This window comes from Amycolatopsis sp. NPDC050768 (genome assembly GCF_040654155.1).
Classification (GTDB): Bacteria; Actinomycetota; Actinomycetes; order Mycobacteriales; family Pseudonocardiaceae; genus Amycolatopsis.
Map to the genome: position 1 here is coordinate 65,073 of NZ_JBFAHL010000017.1, position 21,414 is coordinate 86,486.

Annotated in this window: 16 protein-coding genes; 7 read left to right on the forward strand and 9 right to left on the reverse strand. The window is 72.4% G+C overall.

Annotated features, from left to right (window positions below; translation table 11 throughout):
* Nucleotides 1-44 precede the first annotated feature (44 nt).
* A complete protein-coding gene (gene dxs / locus AB0H62_RS37815) occupies nt 45-1,964 on the forward strand; it encodes a 1-deoxy-D-xylulose-5-phosphate synthase (RefSeq protein WP_220238351.1) in 1,920 nt (639 codons plus the stop codon).
* 140 nt (nt 1,965-2,104) lie between these two features.
* Here the strand turns inward: dxs and AB0H62_RS37820 are convergent, their stop codons facing one another.
* From AB0H62_RS37820 to AB0H62_RS37830, 3 genes are read right to left on the reverse strand one after another with little or no spacing between them, the layout of a single operon-like run.
* Nucleotides 2,105-3,742 (reverse strand): thiamine pyrophosphate-binding protein, encoded by a 1,638-nt coding sequence (locus tag AB0H62_RS37820; RefSeq protein WP_360591470.1) that lies wholly within the window; start codon nt 3,740-3,742, stop codon nt 2,105-2,107.
* On the reverse strand, nt 3,739-4,683 hold the full coding sequence (gene speB, locus AB0H62_RS37825) for an agmatinase (RefSeq protein WP_360591606.1): 945 nt from the start codon (nt 4,681-4,683) through the stop codon (nt 3,739-3,741). The genes AB0H62_RS37820 and speB overlap by 4 nt, the downstream gene beginning before the upstream one ends.
* A 38-nt stretch (nt 4,684-4,721) precedes the next feature.
* Nucleotides 4,722-6,173 (reverse strand): sodium:solute symporter, encoded by a 1,452-nt coding sequence (locus AB0H62_RS37830; RefSeq protein WP_360591472.1) that lies wholly within the window; start codon nt 6,171-6,173, stop codon nt 4,722-4,724.
* 107 nt (nt 6,174-6,280) lie between these two features.
* Between AB0H62_RS37830 and AB0H62_RS37835 the strand changes: the two genes are divergently transcribed.
* The 6 genes from AB0H62_RS37835 (at nt 6,281) to AB0H62_RS37860 (ending at nt 11,307) form a co-directional block, all read left to right on the forward strand.
* Nucleotides 6,281-7,762, forward strand: a complete 1,482-nt coding sequence (locus tag AB0H62_RS37835) for a PucR family transcriptional regulator (RefSeq protein WP_360591474.1) — start codon at nt 6,281-6,283, stop codon at nt 7,760-7,762.
* A 97-nt stretch (nt 7,763-7,859) separates the two neighbouring features.
* The gene (locus tag AB0H62_RS37840; protein ID WP_220238356.1) at nt 7,860-8,534 is read left to right on the forward strand and encodes a response regulator transcription factor; all 675 of its coding nucleotides are present in this window, start codon (nt 7,860-7,862) and stop codon (nt 8,532-8,534) included.
* Complete coding sequence (locus AB0H62_RS37845) at nt 8,534-9,679, forward strand: HAMP domain-containing sensor histidine kinase (RefSeq protein ID WP_220238357.1); 1,146 nt, start codon at nt 8,534-8,536, stop codon at nt 9,677-9,679. The genes AB0H62_RS37840 and AB0H62_RS37845 overlap by 1 nt, the downstream gene beginning before the upstream one ends.
* Before the next feature lie 30 nt (nt 9,680-9,709).
* The gene (locus tag AB0H62_RS37850) at nt 9,710-10,222 is read left to right on the forward strand and encodes a hypothetical protein (RefSeq protein ID WP_220238358.1); all 513 of its coding nucleotides are present in this window, start codon (nt 9,710-9,712) and stop codon (nt 10,220-10,222) included.
* Between the two features lie 38 nt (nt 10,223-10,260).
* Complete coding sequence (locus AB0H62_RS37855) at nt 10,261-10,791, forward strand: permease-like cell division protein FtsX (RefSeq protein WP_220238359.1); 531 nt, start codon at nt 10,261-10,263, stop codon at nt 10,789-10,791.
* A gap of 21 nt (nt 10,792-10,812) precedes the next feature.
* Nucleotides 10,813-11,307 (forward strand): hypothetical protein, encoded by a 495-nt coding sequence (locus AB0H62_RS37860; RefSeq protein WP_360591477.1) that lies wholly within the window; start codon nt 10,813-10,815, stop codon nt 11,305-11,307.
* 48 nt (nt 11,308-11,355) lie between these two features.
* Here the strand turns inward: AB0H62_RS37860 and AB0H62_RS37865 are convergent, their stop codons facing one another.
* The 6 genes from AB0H62_RS37865 to AB0H62_RS37890 form a co-directional block, all read right to left on the reverse strand.
* Complete coding sequence (locus AB0H62_RS37865; protein WP_220238361.1) at nt 11,356-13,467, reverse strand: 3-hydroxyacyl-CoA dehydrogenase NAD-binding domain-containing protein; 2,112 nt, start codon at nt 13,465-13,467, stop codon at nt 11,356-11,358.
* Nucleotides 13,468-14,703, reverse strand: a complete 1,236-nt coding sequence (locus AB0H62_RS37870; protein WP_360591480.1) for a thiolase family protein — start codon at nt 14,701-14,703, stop codon at nt 13,468-13,470.
* A 117-nt stretch (nt 14,704-14,820) separates the two neighbouring features.
* The gene (locus tag AB0H62_RS37875; protein WP_360591482.1) at nt 14,821-16,410 is read right to left on the reverse strand and encodes an allophanate hydrolase; all 1,590 of its coding nucleotides are present in this window, start codon (nt 16,408-16,410) and stop codon (nt 14,821-14,823) included.
* Nucleotides 16,407-19,970, reverse strand: coding sequence for an urea carboxylase (gene uca / locus AB0H62_RS37880; RefSeq protein WP_220238364.1), 3,564 nt, complete (start codon nt 19,968-19,970; stop codon nt 16,407-16,409). The genes AB0H62_RS37875 and uca overlap by 4 nt, the downstream gene beginning before the upstream one ends.
* The gene (locus AB0H62_RS37885; RefSeq protein WP_220238365.1) at nt 19,967-20,587 is read right to left on the reverse strand and encodes an urea amidolyase associated protein UAAP2; all 621 of its coding nucleotides are present in this window, start codon (nt 20,585-20,587) and stop codon (nt 19,967-19,969) included. Before AB0H62_RS37885 ends, uca begins: the two co-directional genes overlap by 4 nt.
* A complete protein-coding gene (locus AB0H62_RS37890) occupies nt 20,584-21,414 on the reverse strand; it encodes an urea amidolyase associated protein UAAP1 (protein WP_360591485.1) in 831 nt (276 codons plus the stop codon). Before AB0H62_RS37890 ends, AB0H62_RS37885 begins: the two co-directional genes overlap by 4 nt.

The window sequence follows — 21,414 nt, forward strand, 5'->3', positions numbered from 1 at the left end:
GGCCCGAACTGGCGGGAGCGAAGGGAACCAGGCGAGGTGGAGCTGTGACGATGCTGGACTCCGTGCACGGACCGGCGGACCTGAAGCGCATGAGCGTCGAGGACCTCGACGAGCTGGCCGCCGAGATCAGGGATTTCCTCGTCGAGAAGGTGCGGCGGTCCGGGGGTCACCTGGGCCCGAACCTGGGTGTCGTGGAGCTCACGCTCGCGCTGCACCGGGTGTTCGACTCGCCACGCGACGCGATCGTGTGGGACGTCGGTCACCAGGCGTACGTGCACAAGATCGTGACGGGCCGGCACACCGAGTTCGACAAGCTGCGCCAGCTCGGCGGGCCGACCGGGTACCCGTCGCGCGCCGAGAGCGAGCACGACCTGGTGGAGAACAGCCACGCGTCCACCGCGCTGTCCTATGTGGACGGCCTGGCGAAGGCGTTCGAGCTGTCCGGCGGTGCCCCGCGCCACGCCGTGGCGGTCGTCGGCGACGGCGCGCTGACCGGCGGCATGTGCTGGGAGGCCCTGAACAACATCGCGGCGAACCGGGACCGCCCGGTCGTGATCGTGATCAACGACAACGGCCGCTCCTACTCGCCGACCATCGGCGGGCTCGCCGACCACCTCGCGGCGCTGCGCCTGCAGCCCGGCTACGAGCGCCTGCTCGACGGCGGGCGCGAGATCCTGCGCAACACCCCCGTGGTGGGCAAGCCGATCTACGCCGCGCTGCACGCCGCGAAGGCCGGCATCAAAGACGCGCTGAGCCCGCAGGTGATGTTCTCCGACCTGGGCCTGAAGTACCTCGGCCCGGTCGACGGCCACGACCTGGTGGCGCTGGAGAAGGCGTTGCAGAGCGCCCGCGCGTTCGGCGGCGCCGTGATCGTGCACGTGGTCACCGAGAAGGGCCACGGCTACGCGCCCGCGGTGAACCACCAGGCCGACCAGATGCACCAGACCGACCCGATCGACCCGGAGACCGGCCTGCCGCCGGTGAAGGGCCCCAGCTGGACCGGCGTGTTCGGCGACGAGCTGGCGAAGATCGGCGCCGAGCGCGAGGACGTGGTGGCGATCACCGCCGCGATGCTGCGCTCCACCGGCCTGGAGAAGTTCTCCGAGAAGTTCCCGGACCGCTGGTTCGACGTCGGCATCGCCGAGCAGCACGCCGTGACGTCGGCGGCGGGCCTCGCGATGGGCGGCTACCACCCGGTGGTGGCGGTCTACTCCACGTTCCTCAACCGCGCGTTCGACCAGGTCCTGATGGACGTGGCGCTGCACCGCCAGCCGGTGACGTTCGTGCTCGACCGCGCCGGCATCACCGGTCCCGACGGCCCCAGCCACCACGGCATGTGGGACCTCTCGCTGCTCGGCATGGTGCCCGGCATGCGCGTGGCCGCGCCGCGCGACCCGGGCACGCTGCGCGAGGAGCTGCGCGAGGCCGTCGCCGTACAGGACGGCCCGACCGCGTTGCGCTTCTCCAAGGGCACCGTCGGCGCCGACCTGCCCGCCGTGGAACGCCTCGGCACGGTCGACGTGCTGCGCCGCCCGCGCGAGTCCTGCACCCCCGACGTGCTGCTCGTCGCCGTCGGCTCGTTCGGCAAACTGGGCCTCGCGGCCGCCGACCGCCTGGCCGACCAGGGCATCGGCGTCACGGTGGTCGACCCGCGCTGGGTCGTCCCGGTGCCGGCCGAACTGGTCGCCCTCGCGGAACAGCACAAGCTCGTGGTGACGGTCGAGGACAGCGGCCGCCACGGCGGCTTCGGCTCCGCCCTGGCCGCCGTCCTGCGCGACGCCGACTGCGACGTCCCGCTGCGCGACCTGGCCGTGCCGCAGAGCTTCCACGACCACGGTTCGCGGGACGAGGTGCTGGACCGGGTCGGATTGACCGCCCAGGACGTGGCTCGCCGGATCACGGAGTGGGCGTCGGGTCGGTTGGGCGTGGCGCAGGATGTACCGGCGGAGAATCCGCGGGGCTGAGTTTTTTCGCTTTCGGCGGCGGGTCCTTTCTTGAAGGGGCCCGCCGTTCGGCGTTCAGACCACCGCGGGCGTCCGGCGGTCATCGCCTTGTCGACTTCGGACTGTCCGGAGAGGTCGACCGTGCCGAATGCCCCCCGGGGTCACCGCCGCTCCAGGTGGGTCGGGGCGAACATCTTCAGCACGGCGGGCAGCACGACCACCGACGGTCCGGGCGTGCGCAGGGCCTTCGCCAGGTCGGCGCCGACGGAGTCCGGTGTGGACAGCACGGCCGGAACCCCGAACGACTTCGCCAGCGCCACGAAGTCGGGCCGCGCCAGCTCGGTCGCGGACGTCTCGCCGAACGCGCCGGTGAGGTACTCGCGCAGGATGCCGTAACCGCCGTCGTCGATCACGAGCCACGTGACGTCGAGGCCGTGCTGCTTCGCGGTGGCGAGTTCGGCCAGGCCGTACATCGCGCCGCCGTCGCCGGAGACGGCCAGTGTGGGGATCCCCGTGGCGGCCGCGCCGAGCGCGCCGGGCAGGCCGTAGCCGAGGCCGCCCGCACCCTGCGCGGTGTGGATCGGTGCGCCGTCCGGCTGCCACGCCGACCACGCCCAGTAGGCGGCGATCGTCATGTCCCAGAACGTCTGCGTGCCGTCCGGTACCGCCGCGCGGAGGTCGTCGACGAGCTTGCGTTCCGCCGCCAGGTTCTGACTGTCCAATCGCGACTCGACGCGGGCCAGCAGGTCCTCGACGGCGGCTTCGGCGCGTCCGTCCGCGGTCCTCGGGGGAACTTCCAGCGCCCGCAGGAACAGCCGCACGTCGGCGTGGATGCCCAGCGCGGGGTAGTTCGACTCCAGCTTCCCGAGGTCGGCCTCCACCTGGATCACCCGCCCGCGTGGCGCGAACTCGCGGTAGTTGCTCGACAGCTCGCCGAGCCCGGAACCGAGCACCAGCAGCACGTCCGCGCCGGCCAGGAACTCCGTGGTGTGCCAGTCCTCCAGCCACGAGCGCGCCGAAAGCTCGTGGTTCCACGGGAACACGCCCTTCCCGCCGAACGTCGACACCACCGGCGCCCGCAACGCCTCGGCGAGCGCCTGCAATTCCGCACGCACACCGGACCGCAGGGCGCCACCGCCGGCGAGGATCACGGGGTTCTCGGCCGCGGCCAGCAGCCGGGAAGCTTCCGCCACCAGCTCCGGCAACGGTTCCAGCGGCACCGGCGTCGCCGTCACGTCGTGCAGCGGTGGCAAGGAAGCCGGCGCCAGCAGCACGTCCTGCGGGATCTCCACCCACACCGGCCCGTACGGCGCGGTTGCCGCCGCCGTCCACGCTTCGCGCAACGCCGTCGGGATCTGGCCGGCGGTCCGGACCACGTGCACCGACTTCACGACGTCGCGGAAGCTCGCCTGCTGGTCCGGCAGTTCGTGCAGGTAACCGTGCCGCCCGCCGCCGAGCCCGGCGACGGGGATCTGGCTGGAGATCCCCAGCACCGGCACCGACGCGGCGCGCGACTCCTGTAGTGAGGCCAGCGTCAGCAGCGCACCCGGGCCGGTCGACACGATCATCGGCGTCACCGGCACCGGGCCGCGGGGGTCCGCGGCCAGCCGCGCGCGGGCGAACCCGTCGGCGGCGAACGCGAGGTTGTTCTCCACCCGCGAGCTCACCACGCGCACGTCGTCCGCGCGCCGTAGCGCCTCGAACAACCCCAGCGCGTGCTGGCCCGGCAGGCCGAACACCGTGTCCGCACCGAGCGCTCGCAGCGTCTCGACGACGACGTCGCCCCCGATGCGCGTCATTCGCTCTCCTCCAGCGCCAGCAGGCTCACGAGGTCGTAGGCCACGTGCGAGGCCGCGATGGCGGTGATCTCGGCGTGGTCGTAGGCCGGGGCCAGCTCGACGACGTCGGCGCCCACCAGGTGCAGGTCGCGCAGCCCGCGCAGGATCTCCAGCAGCTCGCGGCTCGTCATCCCGCCCGCCTCGGGCGTGCCGGTGCCGGGTGCGTGCGCGGGGTCGAGCACGTCGATGTCCACCGAGACGTACAGCGGCCGGTCGCCGATGCGCTGCCGCAGCGCGTCGACGGTCTCGTCGATGCCGCGGCGCAGCACGTCGCCGGAGGTGACGATGCCGAAGCCGAGCCGGCGGTCCTCCTCGAGGTCGCGCTTGCCGTACAGCGGCCCGCGCGTGCCGACGTGCGAAAGCGCTGCCGTGTCGAGGATTCCTTCCTCGACGGCGCGGCGGAACGGCGTGCCGTGCGTGTAGGGCTCGCCGAAGTAGGTGTCCCACGTGTCGAGGTGCGCGTCGAAGTGCAGCAGCGCGACGGGACCGTGCTGCTTCGCCGTCGCCCGCAGCAGCGGCAACGCGATGGTGTGGTCGCCGCCGACCGTCACGAGCCGCGTGCCGCCGGCCATGAGCGCCTCGGCGTCCTGCTGCACCTTCTCGATCGCTTCGCCGATGTGGAACGGGTTCGCCGCGATGTCACCCGCGTCCACGACCTGCCGTTCGGCGAACGGCGACACGTCCAGCGCCGGGTGGTACGGCCGCAGCAGCCGGCTCGCCTCGCGCACGGCGGCGGGACCGAAGCGCGCGCCCGGCCGGTACGACACGCCGGAGTCGAACGGGACGCCGACCACGGCGACGTCGGCGCGCTCCACCTCGTCGATCCGCGGCAGCCGCGCGAAGGTCGCGAAGCCGGCGAAGCGCGGGACGCGCGACGAGTCGAGCGGGCCGATCGGGGGCAAGTCACTCACTGCGGTGTGCTCCTCGTGGTTGGGGGTGTTCAGGCCTTCGCGGCGGCCGGGGTCTCCGCTGCCGCTTTCTCTTCGTCTGCCGCGGAACCGTTCAGGCGCCGCGTCCAGACCGACAGGATGGCTTCGGGGGTGCGCGGCGTCGCGAGGCTCACCGCGACGTACACGATCAGGCTCGCGCCGAGGCCCCAGTAGATCGGGCTGTTGGCCGCGACCCCGTCGATGATCATGAACGCGACCACGAACCCGGTGCCGGCCACCATCGACGCGTACGCGCCCTGGCGGGTGCCGCGCTTCCAGAACAGCGCGCCGAGGATCGTGACCAGAAGGCCGCCGACGAGGATGTCGTAGGCGATGGTCAGCGCGTTGACGACGTCGTCCACGACCATCGCGATGCCGATGGCGACGATGCCCAGGACCAGCGTGGTGACGCGGTTGCGCAGCACCTCGCCGCCCTTGAGGCCGATCTTGCGCAGCAGGTCCGACGTCGTCGTGGTGGCGCACGCGATCAGCGCGCCGCTGGAGGTCGACATGAGCGCCGACAGCGCGGCGGCCAGCACCAGCCCGCGCACGCCGGTCGGCAGCAGGCGTTCGGCGATGGTGGCGAACGCGTCCTGCGCGCTGCCGAGGTCGGGGTAGAGCACCTTCGCGGCGGTGCCGATGAGCGCGCCGGCCACGCCGTAGACGAGGCAGTAGACGCCGGAGATGATGCCGCCGCCGGTCGCGATGCGCGGGGTGCGGGCGGTGAACACCCGCTGCCAGATGTCCTGCCCGATGAGCAGGCCGAAGGTGTAGATCAGGAAGTAGGTGAGGATGGTTTCGCCGCCGATCGAGGTGAACTCGAAGTAGGTGGCGTCGAGCTTCTCGGCCATCCCGCCGAAGCCGCCGGCGGAGACGAGGGCGATCGGCAGCAGCACGAACAGGATGCCGATCGTCTTGATCACGAACTGCGCGATGTCGGTGAGCGTGATCGACCACATGCCGCCCAGCACCGAGTAGAGCACCACGATCGAGCCGCCGATCGCGATGCCGGCCCAGCTCGGGATGGCGAACAGGACCTTGAAGATCGACGCGAACGCCAGCGTCGAGGTCACGGTGAGCATGAGCGTGTAGCCCCACATGACGACCCCGGACACGGCGCTGGTGCGGCCGCCGTAGCGCAGGTCGAGCATCTCGCCGACGGTGTACACGCGCAGCTTCACCAGCCGCCGCGCGAACACCGCGTGAAGCACGAGGATGCCGACGCCGATGGTGACCACGAGCCAAGCGCCTGAGACGCCGTAGGTGTAACCGAGCTTCACGCCGCCGACCGTGGACGCGCCGCCGAGCACGACGGCCGACATCGTGCCGGAGTACATGAACCAGCCCAGCCGCCGGCCCGCCACGAGGTAGTCGGACTTCGTCTTCGCCAGGCGCAGGCCGATCCAGCCCACTCCGATCATGCCCGCGATGTACAGCGCGATCACCGCGTAGTCGCCGCCCACGGGGTCCTCCTCGGTTCTCTGCGGGGTTGTTCGGGCCACCGTAGGTTCGTGCGCCACCGCTGCGGCATGGGACGATCCGGCCAAGAACCTTCGAAAGCCGGGATGGAATGACCCAGAATCTCGCGCACGAGTCCGCGGAAGTGAATGTTCCGTTACGGACGGTTGTCGGCAACCCGGAGCTCGCGCTCGACCTCGTGCGGGAGACGCTGCGGCCGGGTGCGCTCGACGCGCCCGTGCGCTGGGCCCACGTGAGCGAGCTCGACGATCCCGCGCCCTACCTGCTCGGCGCCGAGCTGGTGCTCACCGCCGGGGTGAACCTGCCGCGCGAGCCCGGGCACTACGTCCGCCGCCTGCGCGACGCCGGCGTGACCGCGCTGGGCTTCGGCCTCACGCCGACGGTGTCGGAGACCCTGCCGGAGCCGCTGCGCGACGCGTGCGTGCGCCACGGCCTGCCGCTGGTCGTCGTGCCGCCGCGTACGCCGTTCCTCGCGATCAGCCGGGCCGTGGCCGTCGAGCTCGGCGAGGCGGGGCAACGCGAACAGCGCCGGACGGCCGTCGCGCGTGAGGCCCTCACGCGCGCTGCGGGCGACGGCATGGGGGCGCTCGTGACGACGCTGGCCGAGCGGCTGCGGGGCTGGGTGGCGCTCGTCGGGCGCGCGGACGCGCTCGTGGCGGGGCACGACGCGCCGCAGCCGTTGCCGCGCGAAGTCACGGACCTGCTCACGACGTTGCGCGCGGGCACCGGCATCCGCATCGCGACCACCGAGCTGCCCGACAGCACGTACGTGGTGGCGCAGCCGGTGTACCCGCAGGCGACGGCGGCGCACCTGCTCGTGCTCGGGCGTCGCCGCCGGTTCGACGGTGGTGACCGCGCGATCCTCGCTGTCGGCGCGGCTTTGCTCGGGCTCGTCGGCCGCGCCGGGTCCGACACCGCGCAACTCGGCGCGGCGGCCACCGGGTTGTTGCTGGGGCAGGGCGGCGCGGACGTGCTGGCGACATTGCTGGGCACGGGGGAGTGCCGGCTCGTGGCCGGGGTCGCGCACCGCCGGGGTCCGGACGAGGTCGCCGTGCGCCACGACTGGCTGCGCGCGCGGCTCGACACCCCGCTCGTGCAGGTGCTGGCCGGGCCGCGGTTCCTGGCGGTGGTGGGTGCGTCGCCGGAGCTCGACGGGTTGCGCGAGCACGGCTGGCTCGCGGTGGCAGGCTCGCCCGTGACCGCGGACGGGCTGCCGGGCGCGCTCGCGGAGGCGGAGCTGCTGCTGGCCCGGGCGCAGGCCCTCGGGCGCCCGGTGGTGGCCGCGGATCCGCTGGGTTTCGACGCGCTCGTCGCGCCCGGTGCCGCGGCGGGGTTCGCCGAGCGGGTGCTGGCGCCGTTGCGGGAGCTGGACCGCGCGCACGACCGGGAGCTGGTGCCGACGCTGCGCACCTGGCTCGCGCACCACGGCGGCTGGGACCGCACGGCCGCCGAGCTCGGGGTGCACCGCAACAGCGTCCGGCACCGGATCGGGCAGGCCGAACGGGCGCTCGGCGTGGATCTTTCGGACCCGGAGACGAGGATGCGGCTCTGGTTCGCGTTGCGCTGGTCGTGACGCCGGCTCGACGTTCGCCGTGAGCTGCGCGTGAGGTGACCGGAGTGTCCATTCAGGTCTCTCAGGTGCTCTCAGGAAACTGTGGGATTGTGGTCTCGTGCGTGTTCTGGTAGTCGAAGACGAAGAGCCCTTGGCCGACGCGATCGCCCGCGGCCTGCGCCGTGAGGGCATGGCGGTGGACGTCGCGTTGACCGGTGACGACGGGCATGAGAAGTCGTCCGTCACCCGGTACGACGTGGTGCTGCTCGACCGCGACCTGCCCGGGATGTCGGGCGACGAGCTGTGCCGCGAGATCGTCGCTTCGGGCGAGCTGACGCGGGTGCTCATGCTCACCGCGAGCAGTTCCGTCTCCGACCGGGTCGACGGGCTGTCCCTCGGTGCGGACGACTACCTCGCGAAGCCCTTCGCGTTCCCCGAGCTGGTCGCCCGCGTGCGCGCGCTCGGCCGCCGCGCGACGCCGGCCGCGCCACCGCTGCTCACGGCGGGCGACGTGGAGCTGGACCCGGCGAAGCGCATCGTGCGCCGCGCGAGCGGGCCGATCGACCTGACGCGCAAGGAGTTCGGCGTGCTCGAGGTCCTGCTGTCGGCTTCGGGTTCGGTGGTCAGCAGCGAGGAGCTGCTGGAACGGGTGTGGGACGAGAACGCCGACCCGTTCACCACGACGGTGCGGGTGACCGTGATGACCTTGCGCAAGAAGCTGGGTGAGCCGGGGATCATCGAGACCGTCGTGGGCTCGGGCTACCGCGTGCCGGTCGCGGAGGCCGGCGCGTAGTGAACCTGCCCGGCACACGCAGCCTGCGGGCCCGGGTCACGATCCTCGCGACCGTGCTGGTGGCCGCGGCCGGGCTGCTCCTGCTGTGGCTGGCGTGGTCGCTCGTGGGCGACGCGGTGGACGCCGTGCCGCACATGCCGCCCGGCACGATCGTGCGTGTGGACGGAGTCGACGTCGACGCGTCCACGCTCGCGCAGCACCTGCGCACGCACGCCGTGAACCGGGTGCTGATCTTCGGCTCGCTGGCGTTCTGCTTCGTCGTGGCCGCGGCGGCGATCCTCGCGTGGACCTTCACTTCGCGCGTGCTGCTGCCGCTGCGCGAGATCACCGGCACCGCGCGGCGGCTGTCGGTGGAGTCGATGGGCGAGCGCATCGGCGAGATCCGCTCGCGCGACGAGCTGGCCGAGCTGGCCCAGACCTTCGACGACATGCTCGACCGCCTGCAGGCCGCGTTCGACGCGCAGCGCCACTTCGTCGCCAACGCGAGCCACGAGCTGCGCACGCCGCTTTCGGTCATCCGCACCGAGCTCGACGTCACGCTGTCTGACGAGGAAGCCGACGAGGCGGAACTCCGGCGGATGGGCGGCGTGGTCCGCGACGCCACGGAACGCGCGGGCCAGCTCGTGAACTCCCTGCTGCTCCTGGCCCGCACCGACGGCGCCGGCTTGGTGCTGCGGGAGCCGGTGGACTTGGCGGTGCTCGTCGGACGCGCGTGGGCGGCTGTGCGCGCGGAGGCTTCGGCGCGTGGCCTGCGGGCCGAGTTCGCCACCGTCGCCGCGCCCGCGTTCGGCGACCCCGCGCTCCTCGAACGCATCGCCGGCAACCTCGTCGAGAACGCTGTGCGCCACAACGTCGACAACGGCTGGCTCGAGGTCACCACGACACCGGGCCCCCAGTGGTCCACGCTGCGCGTGCGCTCGTCGGGCGGCCTGTTGGACCCGGCGGCTGTGCCGGAGCTGTTCGAACCCTTCCGCCGCGCCGGCGTCGCCCGCACCGCCCGCTCCGGCGCGGGCCTGGGCCTCTCGATCGTCCGCGCCGCCGTCCAGGCCCACGGCGGCGCGATCTCCGCGGAACCTGTGGTGGGCGGCGGGTTGACGGTGACAGTGCACCTTCCGGCGGGTCCGCAAGGAGTTCCCGCCCGGTAACGTTCCCGCGCGCCGCGCTGATGATCGTGCGTGGGGATTCGCTTGTGGCGCTGGTTGGCGCCTGTTCTCGTGGCCGCGCTCGGCGCGGGTGTCGGCTTGGCCTTCGTGGTCGGCATGGCCGTGCGGCCGGATCCGCTGCCGATCGACCGCACGCCGGTGCCGCTCGCCGCACACCAGCTGTGCCGGGATGTGCAGGCGTACTTCGACACCGACGAGCAGATGCGGCGCGCGGCCGGCTCGTTCCACGACGATCCCGACGCGCGGCTGGTCTTCGTCGAGACCAAACATGAGTCCTTCCTCTCTCTGCGCGACGGCTTCAAGGACCATCCGGAGATCCTGAACGGCCTGGGCGGCGAGGAGAGCTCGCCCGCGGTGGTCACCGTCGTGCCGCCGCCCGCCACCGACCTCGTCGCCTACACCGCCCGCCTGAAGACCCGCTTCCCGGACGCGCAGGAGGTCTACTCCCTCGACGTCAACGCCTTCAACGAGAAGTTCGGCAAACCTCGCGACGCCCCGACCTGCCCACGTGCGGGCGAGTACTGACGGGGACCGGTCCCGGCCGCGTGGGTGATGATCGAATGATGGGGATTCGTATCTGGCGCTGGCTCGCCCCGGTGCTGGTGCTCGCACTGGGCGCGGGCGTCGGGCTGGCGTTCGTCGTCGGGGCGGCCGTGCGGCCGGCTCCGCTGCCGGTGGATCGCACACCGGTGCCGCTGGCAGGGCATCGGCCGTGCGCGGCCGTTCAGGTGTTCTTCGACGCCGGTGCGCCCGGGCGGGATCTCGACCAGGAGATGCGGAGGGCCGCCGCCGCGCTCGCCGACGACCCGAAGGCGCGGCGCGTGTACACCGAGACCCAGGCCGAGGCGTGGGTGCGCTTCCAGGAGCTGTTCAAGGACCACCCCGATCTGCTGGCCGAGGCAGGCCCGGAGAACATGCCGGCCTCGGTGACCGTGATCCCCGTGCCGGGCACCGACCTCACCGCCTACGCGACAGAGCTCGGCAAGCGGTTCCCGACCGCGAAGAACGCCCAGCCCTTCGACATCAATGCCGTCAGGGACAAGCTGGAGCCGGACAAAAGGGGCCCGGCCTGCCCGCGCGCGGGAGAGTTCTGACGGGTCAGGAAGAATCGGCGCATGGGGATTCGTTTGTGGCGCTGGCTCGCGCCCGTCATGGTGGTTGCGCTCGGGGTGGGCGCCGGTGCCGCGTTCCTCGTCGTCGGGGCGGTGCGGCCCGTGGTGTTGGCGGCGAACCGGACATTACCGCCGACAACCGGACATCAGTCTTGCATGGCCGTGCAGGTCTACTTCCGCGACGACGATGCGATGCGGAGCGCCGCCGCCGTGCTCCGGAACGACCCGAAGGCCCGCCGGGTCTACCTCGACACCCAGGCCCTGACCTGGATGGAGTTCAAGAAGATCTACCAGCAGGATCCGGCGAAAATCGCCGCGACGAGTGAGAGCGCCATGCCGGCGACGGTGGCCGTGCTTCCGGTGCCGGGCACCGACCTCAATGCTTACGCCGCGGAGTTGAAGCAGCGGTTCCCGGACGCGCAGAAGACAAAGACGTTCGACCTCGAGGCCGCGCAGGAAAAGTACGCCCCGGAGGCACAGGGCGACGTCTGCGCGTAAGCGCCGAACCGGGGCGGCCGTCCACACAGGACAGCCGCCCCGAGAACATCAAGCCACCGGCACCGAAGCCACACCCGGAGCCAGGAACGGCTTACCGTTCACCCGCTCCGAAACCCCCGCGCGGTCCAGGTACGGCGTGATGCCGCCGTTCCAGAACGGCCAGCCCGCGCCCAGCAGCAGGCACAGGTCGATGTCCTGCGCTTCCGCGACCACGCCCTCGTCGAGCATGATGCGGATCTCCTCGGCGATCGCGTTCAGCGCGCGGTCACGCACCTGCTCGGCCGTGGAGGGCGACCCGCCGCGCGTCCAGAGGGCGTCGACCTCCGGGTCGACGGACGCGGTGCCCGAGGAGTCCCAGGTCCACACGCCCTTCTTGCCCGCCTGCACGAACTTGGCGAGGTTCTCGCTCACCGTGAAGCGGTCGGGGAACGAGCCGTGCAGCGTCTCGCCCACGTGCAGCGCGATGGCGGGGCCCACGAGCTGCATCAGGTTCAGCGGCGACATCGGCAGGCCGAGCGGCTCCAGCGCCGAGTCCGCGACCTCGAACGGCGTGCCCTCGTCGACGGACACCAGCACCTCGCCGAGGAAGCGCAGCAGGAGCCGGTTGACGACGAACGCCGTGGCGTCCTTTACCAGCACGCTCGACTTCTTCAGCTGCTTGCCGACCGAGAACGCCGTGGCGAGCGTGGCGTCATCGGTCTGCTCGCCGCGCACGATCTCCAGCAGCGGCAGCACGGCGACCGGGTTGAAGAAGTGGAAACCCACCACGCGCTCGGGGTGCTGCAGCTTCGAGGCCATCGCCGTGATCGACAGTGACGACGTGTTGGTCGCCAGGATCGCCTCGGGCGACACGTGCTGCTCCAGCTCCGCGAACACCGCCTGCTTCACGCCCAGCTCTTCGAACACGGCCTCGATCACGAAGTCGGCGTCGGCGAACGCGGCCTTGTCGAGCGACCCGGTCACCAGCGCCTTGAGCCGGTTGGCGCCGTCCGGCGACACGCGCTTGCGGGCGAGCAGCTTGTCGATCTCGTCGTGGACGTAACCCACGCCCTTGTCGACGCGTGCCTGGTCGACGTCGGTGAGCACCACCGGCACCTTGAGACGGCGCACGAACAGCAGCGCGAGCTGGCTCGCCATCAGGCCCGCGCCCACGATGCCGACCTTGTTCACCTTGCGCGCCAACGACTTGTCCGGCGCACCGGCCGGCCGCTTAGCGCGCTTGTTCACGAGGTTGAACGAGTACAGCCCGGCGCGCAGCACGTCGGACATCAGCAGCTCGGCCAGCCCGTCCGTCTCGGCGGCGTACCCGCGGTCGAGATCGTTCTCCCGCGCCAGCTCCAGCAGCTCCACGGCCTTCGTCGCGCCCGGCGACGCGCCGTGCGTGCGACCGTCCACGATGGACTTCGCCCGCGCGACGGCCGCGTCCCAGCCGGCGCCGCGGTCGATGTCGCGCCGGGCCGGGGTGACTTCGCCGTTCACGACCTTGGCGAGCCACAGCAGCGACTGCTCGAGGTAGTCGGCCGAGCCGAACACCTCGTCCACGATGCCGAGCTCGGCCGCCTGCTTGACGTTGAGCATCTTGTTCTGCGCCAGCGCGTTCTCGATGATCACGGTCACGGCGGCGTCGGCCCCGATGAGGTTCGGCAGCAGCTGCGTGCCGCCCCAGCCCGGGAACAGGCCGAGGAACACCTCGGGGAACGCGATCGCGGCGGTGTTCTCCGACAGCGTGCGGTAGTGGCACGACAGCGCGAGCTCGAGCCCGCCGCCCATCACCGCGCCGTTGACGAAGCCGAACGTCGGGATCGTCGACTCGGTGAGCCGGCGGAACACGTCGTGGCCGGTCTGCGCGATCTTGCGGGCCAGCGCCGGGTCCGACACGGCCTCCACACCGGACAGATCCGCGCCGACGGCAAAGATGAACGGCTTGCCGGTGACCGCGATCGCCGCGGGTTCGGCCTCGAATGCCACGTCGAGCGCGGCGTTGAGCGACACGAGGCCCTGCGGGCCGAACGTGCTCGGCCGGGTGTGGTCGTGGCCGTTGTCGAGCGTGATCAGCGCGACCGGCTTCGCGAGCCCGGGCACCTTCACCAGGCGCGTGACGGCGGTGGTCACGACCTCGTCGGGGAACGCGGCCTTGGCCTCTTCAGCGGTGAAAGTCATTTACTTCGCCCCCTCGAACGCCGGGTTCTCCCAGATCACAGTGCCGCCCATGCCGATGCCGATGCACATGGTGGTCATGCCGTAGCGCACGTCGGGGCGCTCGGCGAACTGGCGCGCCAGCTGCGTCATCAGCCGCACGCCGGACGAGGCCAGCGGGTGCCCGCACGCGATCGCGCCGCCCCACTGGTTCACGCGCGGGTCGTCCTGGTCGATGCCGAAGTGGTCGAGGAAGGCGAGCACCTGCACGGCGAACGCCTCGTTGATCTCGAACAGGCCGATGTCGTCGATCGACAACCCGGTGCGCTTGAACAGCTTCTCCGTCGCCGGGATCGGGCCGATGCCCATGACCTCGGGCTCGACGCCGGCGAACGAGTAGCCGACCAGCCGCATCGCGACGGGCAGGGCCAGCTCGCGCGCGGTTTCCTCGTCGGCGAGGAGCGACGCGGTGGCGCCGTCGTTGAGGCCCGCGGCGTTGCCCGCGGTGATGCGGCCGTGCGGCCGGAACGGCGTCTTCAGCTTCGCCAGCTGCTCCACGGTCGTGCCCGGGCGCGGCGGCTCGTCCTCGGTCGCGAGGCCCCAGCCCAGTTCCTTCGACCGGATCGCGACCGGCACGAGCTCCGGGCCGATCTTGCCGGTCTTCACGGCCTCGGCGTAGCGCTCCTGGCTGCGCGCGGCGTAGGCGTCGGTGCGCTCCTTGGTGATCTCGGGGAACCGGTCGTGCAGGTTCTCCGCGGTCTGGCCCATGACGAGCGCGGTCGGGTCCACGAGCTTGTCGGCGATGATGCGCGGGTTCGGGTCCACGCCCTCGCCCATCGGGTGGCGGCCCATGTGCTCGACGCCGCCGGCGATGGCGATGTCGTAGGCGCCGAAGCCGATGCCGCTCGCGACCGTGGTCACGGCCGTCATCGCGCCGGCGCACATGCGGTCGATCGCGAAACCCGGCACGGACTTCGGCAGGCCGGCCAGCAGGGCGGCCGTGCGCCCGATGGTCAGGCCCTGGTCGCCGATCTGGGTCGTCGCGGCGATGGCGACGTCGTCCACGCGCTCGGGCGGCAGCTCGGGGTGCCGCCGCAGCAGCTCACGGATGGCGTTGACGACCAGGTCGTCCGCGCGGGTCCCGGCGTAGATGCCCTTGTCACCCGCCTTGCCGAAGGGGGTGCGTACCCCTTCGACGAACACGACGTTGCGTACCCCACGCGCGGTCGGCGCAAGAGGCGGCGTTGCTGGTGCGGCCACGAATGCTCCTGAAGTAGACAGAAATCCTGTCCGCACGATAGCCCTTGTTACCCACGGGTAACCAGGGGAGTGGCCCGGACGAGTGGGCGACGGCACACTCCCGGGCGGCCCCGGCCCTCAGGAACGCAGGTGGGCGAGCCAGCCACCTTTCGCCGAGATGTCCTCCGCGGCGGCGAGCGCCGCGGGCTCGCACAGGAACCCCGAGACCTCCGAACCGTCGTGCAGGCGCACCCGTCCGATTGCCAGCGGTGCCGGGACCGCCGCCACGAACGCGCCGAAGCCGGCCACCGGGAGGTCCCACACTTCGGCCGCGATCGCGACACCGTCTTCGGCCACGCGCACGAGCCCCGGTTTCGGCGGGGTCGTGGCCAGCGCGTGCAGCCGGTACTCGGGCGCGGTCTCGGTTTCGGCGACGAAGCGGCCGCCGCGCGAGGTCAGCTCGTGGTTGAGCGGCTGCCCCCGCAGGTGCGCCCCGACGACGGCCAAGCGCACACGATTCTCGACGCCGCGGGCCAGCGCCGCCAGCTTCGAGTCCGCGTTGGCCGGGCCGACGAGCATCACCCCGAACGGTCGCCCGCCGACCGTCCCCGCGGGCACGGCGAGCGCGGACAAGCCGAGCAGGTTGGCGAAGTTCGTGAAGCGGCCGAGGGCGGCGTTCGTGCCGACCGGGTCCGCGGCCACCTCGGCGAGCGTCGGGTGCCCGGTGGTGGTCGGCAGCAACAGGGCGTCCACAGTGGAGAGCACGGCATCGGCCTCGCGCTTGAGCCCGGCGAGCGTGGCCCGGTCGGCGAACACCCGGTGCGCGGGGAGGTCGCGGGCGGCGGTGATGATGCCCGCGACGGTCGGGTCGACGTCGTCGCGGTGCTTCTCGACGAACTCGCCGACGGCGGTGTAACGCTCGGCGACGAACGAACCCTCGTACAGCAGCCGCGCCGCGGCGAGAAAAGGCGACAAGTCCACAGTGGTCACCACCGCGCCGGCCGCGGCGTAGTCCGCCACCGCGGCGGCGTACGCCTCGGCCCAGCCGTCCTGCAGTGGGCCCAGGGAAGCCGGGACACCGATCCGGACCGCGCCCTCTTTCGACAGGCACCGCAGCGCGAGCTCCGCCTCGCCCACCGTGCGCGCGAAGATCGACACGCAGTCGATGCTCGCGCAGGCCGGCACAACGCCGTCCGTCGGCAGCAGCCCCGGCGTCGACTTCAGCCCGACGATCCCGTTGAACGCCGCCGGGACGCGGCCCGAGCCCGCCGTGTCCGTCCCGAGCGCGAGATCCGCGATCCCCAGCGCGACGGCGACCGCGGACCCCGAGCTCGACCCGCCCGACACGTACGCCGGATCGATCGCGTTGCGCACCGCGCCGTACGGGCTGCGCGTGCCGACCAGCCCGGTGGCGAACTGGTCGAGGTTCGTCGTGCCGAGCACCAGCGCACCCGCCGCCTTCAGCCGGGCGACGACGGGTGCGTCCGTTTCGGGCTCGTAGGCATACGCCGGGCACCCGGCGGTGGTCGGCAACCCGGCGACGTCGATGTTGCCCTTGACCGCGGCGAGCCGCCCGTAGAGCGGGAGCGGATCCCCGGCGGTGTACCGAACCTCGAGTGCTTCGGCTTCGGCCAGCAGTTCGGCCTCCGGGCGCAGGTCGACCCAGATTTCGGGCCGGTCGACCTGCTCGATCCGCCGGTAAGCGGCGTGCACGCGTTCGCGGATCATCCGAGCACCACCAGCGGGGTACCGGGCGCGACCTGGTCACCGGGGGACACGAGCACCTCGAGCACCTTTCCGTCGGCGGGCGCGGGGATGCGCGCCTCGGTTTTCATGGCTTCCAGCGTGACCAGCGACTGCCTGTGGTCCACCCGCGTGCCGGGCTCGACGTCCACCCGCCAGACCGTGGCGGCGAACGGGGCCTCGACGACGTGGCCGCCCGGCGGTGCCTGCACGCGGGCCGGCGGCCTCGTGACGGGTTCCGGCTTCGGGTCGAACTCGCCCGCGGCGGCCCACGCGCGGCGTTCCGCCTCGAACGCCGCCGACTGCGTGGCACGGAACCCGGCGATGCTCTCGGCGTTGTCGGCGAGGAACCGCTGGTAGTCGGCGAGGCGGAACTCCCCGTCGGTGATGTCGAGCTCCAGCTGCCCGGCGGAGCCGCGCGCCCGCAGGTCCAGCAGTTCGTCGGCCGACACCGGGTACCACGAGATCCGGTCGAAGAACCGCAGCAGCCACGGCGACCCCGGCTCGAACGCACCGCGCTGGTGCCAGCCGCTCCACACCTGCACGGTGCGGCCGACGAACTGGTACCCGCCCGGCCCTTCCATTCCATAGATGCACAGGTAGGCGCCGCCGATGCCGACGGAGTTCTCGGCCGTCCACGTCCGGGCCGGGTTGTACTTCGTGGTCACCAGCCGATGCCGCGGGTCCAGCGGGGTGGCGACGGGCGCGCCGAGGTAGACGTCGCCGAGGCCGAGCACGAGGTACTCGGCGTCGAACACCGTGCGGTAGACCTCGTCCACAGTAGACAGACCGTTGACGCGGCGGATGAACTCGATGTTCCACGGGCACCAAGGGGCGTCGTCGCGCACGCCCGTCATGTACCGCTCGATCGCCTCGCGCGTCGCCGGGTCGTCCCACGACAGCGGCAGCCGCACCCCGCGGCTGGGCACCACCAGGTCCGCGGTGCCCGGCAGGTCGCCTTCCAGCTCGCGCACCAGGCCGAGGGCCTTGCCGACCGGGAGCGCGTCCGGGTCGACGTGCACCTGCAGCGACCGGATGCCCGGCGTGAGGTCGACGATCCCCGGCACACCTTCGGCGGCCAGCCGCTCGGCCAGCGCGTGGACGCGCATCCGCAGCGCGAGGTCGAGGGTCATGTCGCCGTATTCGACGAGCAGGTTGTCGTCGCCGCTGCGCCGGTAGGTCACCGACGGCTCGCCGTCCTGGGCGGTCCGCCGGGCGAGCACGCCGCCGTCGTCGAGGGCGTCGCGGCTGGCGAGCAGCGGCACCGCCGGTCGGCGGCGCAGGGCCGCGGCGTGGTCGGTGTCGATCGGGACGAAGCGCACGGTGTCACCGGGGCGCAGCTGGCCGAGTTTCCAGCGCTCGCCGGTGGCGACCGTCGCCGGGCACACGAACCCGCCGAGGCTCGGGCCGTCCGGGCCGAGCAGGATCGGCAGGTCGCCGGTGTAGTCGACGGCGCCGATCGCGTAGGGCGTGTCGTGGATGTTGGACGGGTGCAGCCCGGCTTCACCACCGTCCTCCCGCGCCCACTGCGGGCGCGGCCCGACGAGCCGGACGCCGGTGCGCGCGGAGTTGAAGTGCACCTGCCAGTCGGTGCGGTAAAAGGTCTCGATGTCGGCCGGCGTGAAGAACTCCGGTGCGGCGTGCGGTCCTTCCAATGCGCCGATCGTCCACTGTGTACCCAGCCGCGGCCGGTCGCCGGCGGGGACGGCGCCGGCGACCGGGTCCGCGGGCTCGGCGCCGGGCGTGAGCACGTCGCCCGCCGCGAGCGCCCGGCCGCCGTGGCCGCCGAACCGGCCGAGCGTGAACGTCGCCGCGCTGCCGAGGAACTCGGGCACGGCGAGCCCGCCCCGCACGAGCACGTAGCTGCGCAGCCCGGCCGTGCCCGCGCCGACATCGAGCGTGCCGCCGGCCGGAACCACGATCGGCGTCCACCCGGGAGCCGGGGCGCCGTCGAGCAGCACGGGTGCGGTGGCGCCGGTGACGCAGACGGTGGTGTCGGTGGAGAACCGCAGCGTGACACCGTCCACAGTGCACTCCAGGCCGGCCGCGCCCTCGGGGTTGCCGAGCGCCAGGTTGCCCAGCCGCAGCGACAGGTCGTCCATCGGGCCGGACGGTGGCACCCCGACGTGCCAGAACCCGGTGCGGCCCGGCCACTCCTGCACGGTGGTCATCGTGCCGCCGCGCACGACGTCGATCCGCGGCTCGTCGTCGGTGACGCCGTCGAGCGTGGCGGTGTCGTGAGTGGCGCTCGTGAACGCAGGATCGACGGCCGCGGCGCGGAGCTGGCCGAGGTTGGTGCGCAGCCCGCCGACAGCGGTGGCCGCGAGGGCCGCACGCAGGTTCGCCAGCGCGTCCGCGCGATCGGTTCCGGTGCAGATCACCTTGGCCAGCAGGGGATCGTAGTGCGTGGTGACGGTGGTGCCGGCCTCGATCCACGTGTCCACGCGGACGCCCGGCGGCAGCGAGACGCCGGTGACCAGTCCGGCGCTCGGCCGGTGGTTCGCGCTCGGGTCCTCGGCGTACACGCGGGCCTCGAACGCGTGCCCGCGCGGCTCGGGTGCGGTGGTTCCGGGTGCGGTGGCGAACATCCCTCGGTCGCCCTGGGCGAGCCGCAGCATCCAGCCGACCAGGTCGATGCCGTACACCGCCTCGGTCACCGGGTGCTCGACCTGCAGCCGCGTGTTGACCTCGAGGAACGCGGCCTCCTCGCGGACGGGGTCGTAGACGAACTCGACCGTGCCGGCCGAGCGGTAGCGCACCGACGAGCACAGCGCCACGGCCGCGTCGGCGAGCTGCCGCCGCACCGCGTCCGGCAGATCCGGCGCCGGGCACTCCTCCACGACCTTCTGGTTGCGCCGCTGCAGCGAACAGTCGCGCGTGCCCAGCGCGAGGATCTCGCCGGCGCCGTCGCCGAAGACCTGCACCTCGACGTGCCGGGCGCTCGTCACCAGCCGCTCCAGGAACACGCCGGAGCTGGCAAAGCTCTTGGCTGCGACGCTGCGCACGGTGTCCCACGCGGCGGACAGCTCCTCGGCCGACGCGCACGCGCGCATCCCGATCCCGCCGCCGCCCCCGGTCGCCTTGAGCATCACCGGGTAGCCGATCCCGGCCGCTTCCGCCAGGGCTTCGTCGAGGTCGCCGAGCAGCCCGGTGCCGGGCAGCAACGGCACCCCGGCCGCGATCGCGGCCTCGCGCGCGGTGTGCTTGCTGCCGAACACCTCCAGGTGCTCCGGCGCCGGGCCGACGAACGCGATCCCGGCGCTCTCGCAGGCACGGGCGAACGCGGTGTCCTCGCTGAGGAAGCCGTACCCCGGGTGGATCGCGTCCGCCCCGGTGTCGAGCGCGGCCCGGATGATCGCGTCGGCCCGCAGGTAGCTTTCGGCCGCGGGTGCCGGGCCGAGCCGCACGGCCTCGTCGGCCAGGCGGACGTGGGGTGCGGTGCGGTCGGCGTCGGAGTACACGGCGACGGTGGGGATGCCCAGCTCGCGGGCTCCGCGCAGCAGGCGCACGGCGATCTCGCCGCGGTTGGCGACCAGCAGCTTCACGCCGCACGCTCCGGTTCGGTCACGACCATCCGCACCGGCGTCGGGTCGAACCCGTTGCAGGGGTTGTTGATCTGCGGGCAGTTGGACACGAGCACGAGCACGTCGGTCTCGGCGCGCAGCCGGACTTCCAGGCCCGGCGCGGAGAGGCCGTCGACGATGCCGAGCGTGCCGTCGGCCTCGACGGGCACGTTCATGTACCAGTTGACGTTGCTCACGAGGTCGCGTTTGCCGAGGCCCCACTTGCTGCCCTCGATGAGGAAGTTGTCGGCGCAGGCGTGCTGGAACCGGGTGTGCTGGCCGTAGCGGAGGCTGTTGGACTCCTTGCTGCACGCGCCGCCGAGCGTGTCGTGGCGGCCGCAGGTGTCGGCGACGACGGTGACCAGCGGCGCGCCCTCGCCGGTGCGCAGCACGCTGCCCGTGGTGAGGAAGATGTTCCGCTGCGCGGCGATCGTCACCGCGGCGCTGTAGCGGCGGGAGGTGTCGTTCGCGTCGTAGCAGAGGAAGTCGACGGCCTGGTTGCCGCCGAGGTCGATGATCGTGAGCTCCTGGCCGCGGCGCAGCACGGTGGAGAACGGCGCCCGCGCGGGCACTTCGACGTCGAGCACGGTCGTGGTCATGCGAGCCCCCGGGCGGTGAGGTAGTCGGCGGTGTTCTCGAAGGCCCGCCGAGCTTCCGGAGTGTGGGTCCACTCCGGACTGTCCGGAGTGCTGGGCCGGTCCCGCCAGGCGAGGACGCGCAGCGGCGTCACGGTGTAGTCCTCGCGCGGGTCGAGCGGATGCGCGGTGTTGGCCAGGAGCACGACCACCGGCAGTTCGACGCGCAGGTCGACCGAGGCCCCGGCGCCCGCGGAGCCGGTGAACTCGAGCCCGCCCTCCGCGTCGACCCGCACGCCCTGGAAGAACGACAGGCTGGGCGGCAGATCCCGTGGCCCCAGGCCGTTTTTCGCCGCCGCCAGCGTGAACAGCGGTACCCCGGCCGGCGAGGGTCCTTCAGGTGCGCCGTCGCCGTAGCGCTCGGTGTTGCCGTCCACAGTGGACGTGCCGCACAACGCGTCGTGCCGGCCGCCGGTGTCGGCCACGACGGTCGCGAGCACCCGGGCCTGGTCCGAGAGCAGTGCGACGGATTCCCCGAGGTAGGCGTTCCACTGCACCTTCACGGTGTCGGCGACGTTGAGCCGTTCCCAGGGCCCGTCGGCGTTGAACAGCAGGAGGTGCGCGCAGGCGTCGCCCTCGAGGTCGGTGAGCCGCAGCCGGGTGCCGCGGGCGAGGACCTTGTGCGTGTAGCCGCCGCCCGCCACGGTCTCGGCCCAGGTCAGCGTGGCGGGCTCGACTCCGGGCGGCGCGGGCCACCCGGTCGCCGGGATCGTCGGCATCGTGTCGACGACCGTGCCGGCTTGGGCGCGGGCGTGGTCGCGCGCACCGTGCGTGGTTGCTGTGGTGCTCAT

Bases quoted from the DNA above. Each gene is read 5' to 3' on its own strand.
- AB0H62_RS37860 (WP_360591477.1), top strand. From the start codon at position 10,813: ATGGGGATTCGTTTGTGGCGCTGGCTCGCGCCCGTCATGGTGGTTGCG.
- AB0H62_RS37820 (WP_360591470.1), bottom strand. From the start codon at position 3,742: ATGACGCGCATCGGGGGCGACGTCGTCGTCGAGACGCTGCGAGCGCTC.
- AB0H62_RS37865 (WP_220238361.1), bottom strand. From the start codon at position 13,467: ATGACTTTCACCGCTGAAGAGGCCAAGGCCGCGTTCCCCGACGAGGTC.
- AB0H62_RS37835 (WP_360591474.1), top strand. From the start codon at position 6,281: ATGACCCAGAATCTCGCGCACGAGTCCGCGGAAGTGAATGTTCCGTTA.
- AB0H62_RS37875 (WP_360591482.1), bottom strand. From the start codon at position 16,410: ATGATCCGCGAACGCGTGCACGCCGCTTACCGGCGGATCGAGCAGGTC.
- AB0H62_RS37885 (WP_220238365.1), bottom strand. From the start codon at position 20,587: ATGACCACGACCGTGCTCGACGTCGAAGTGCCCGCGCGGGCGCCGTTC.
- AB0H62_RS37890 (WP_360591485.1), bottom strand. From the start codon at position 21,414: ATGAGCACCACAGCAACCACGCACGGTGCGCGCGACCACGCCCGCGCC.
- AB0H62_RS37855 (WP_220238359.1), top strand. From the start codon at position 10,261: ATGGGGATTCGTATCTGGCGCTGGCTCGCCCCGGTGCTGGTGCTCGCA.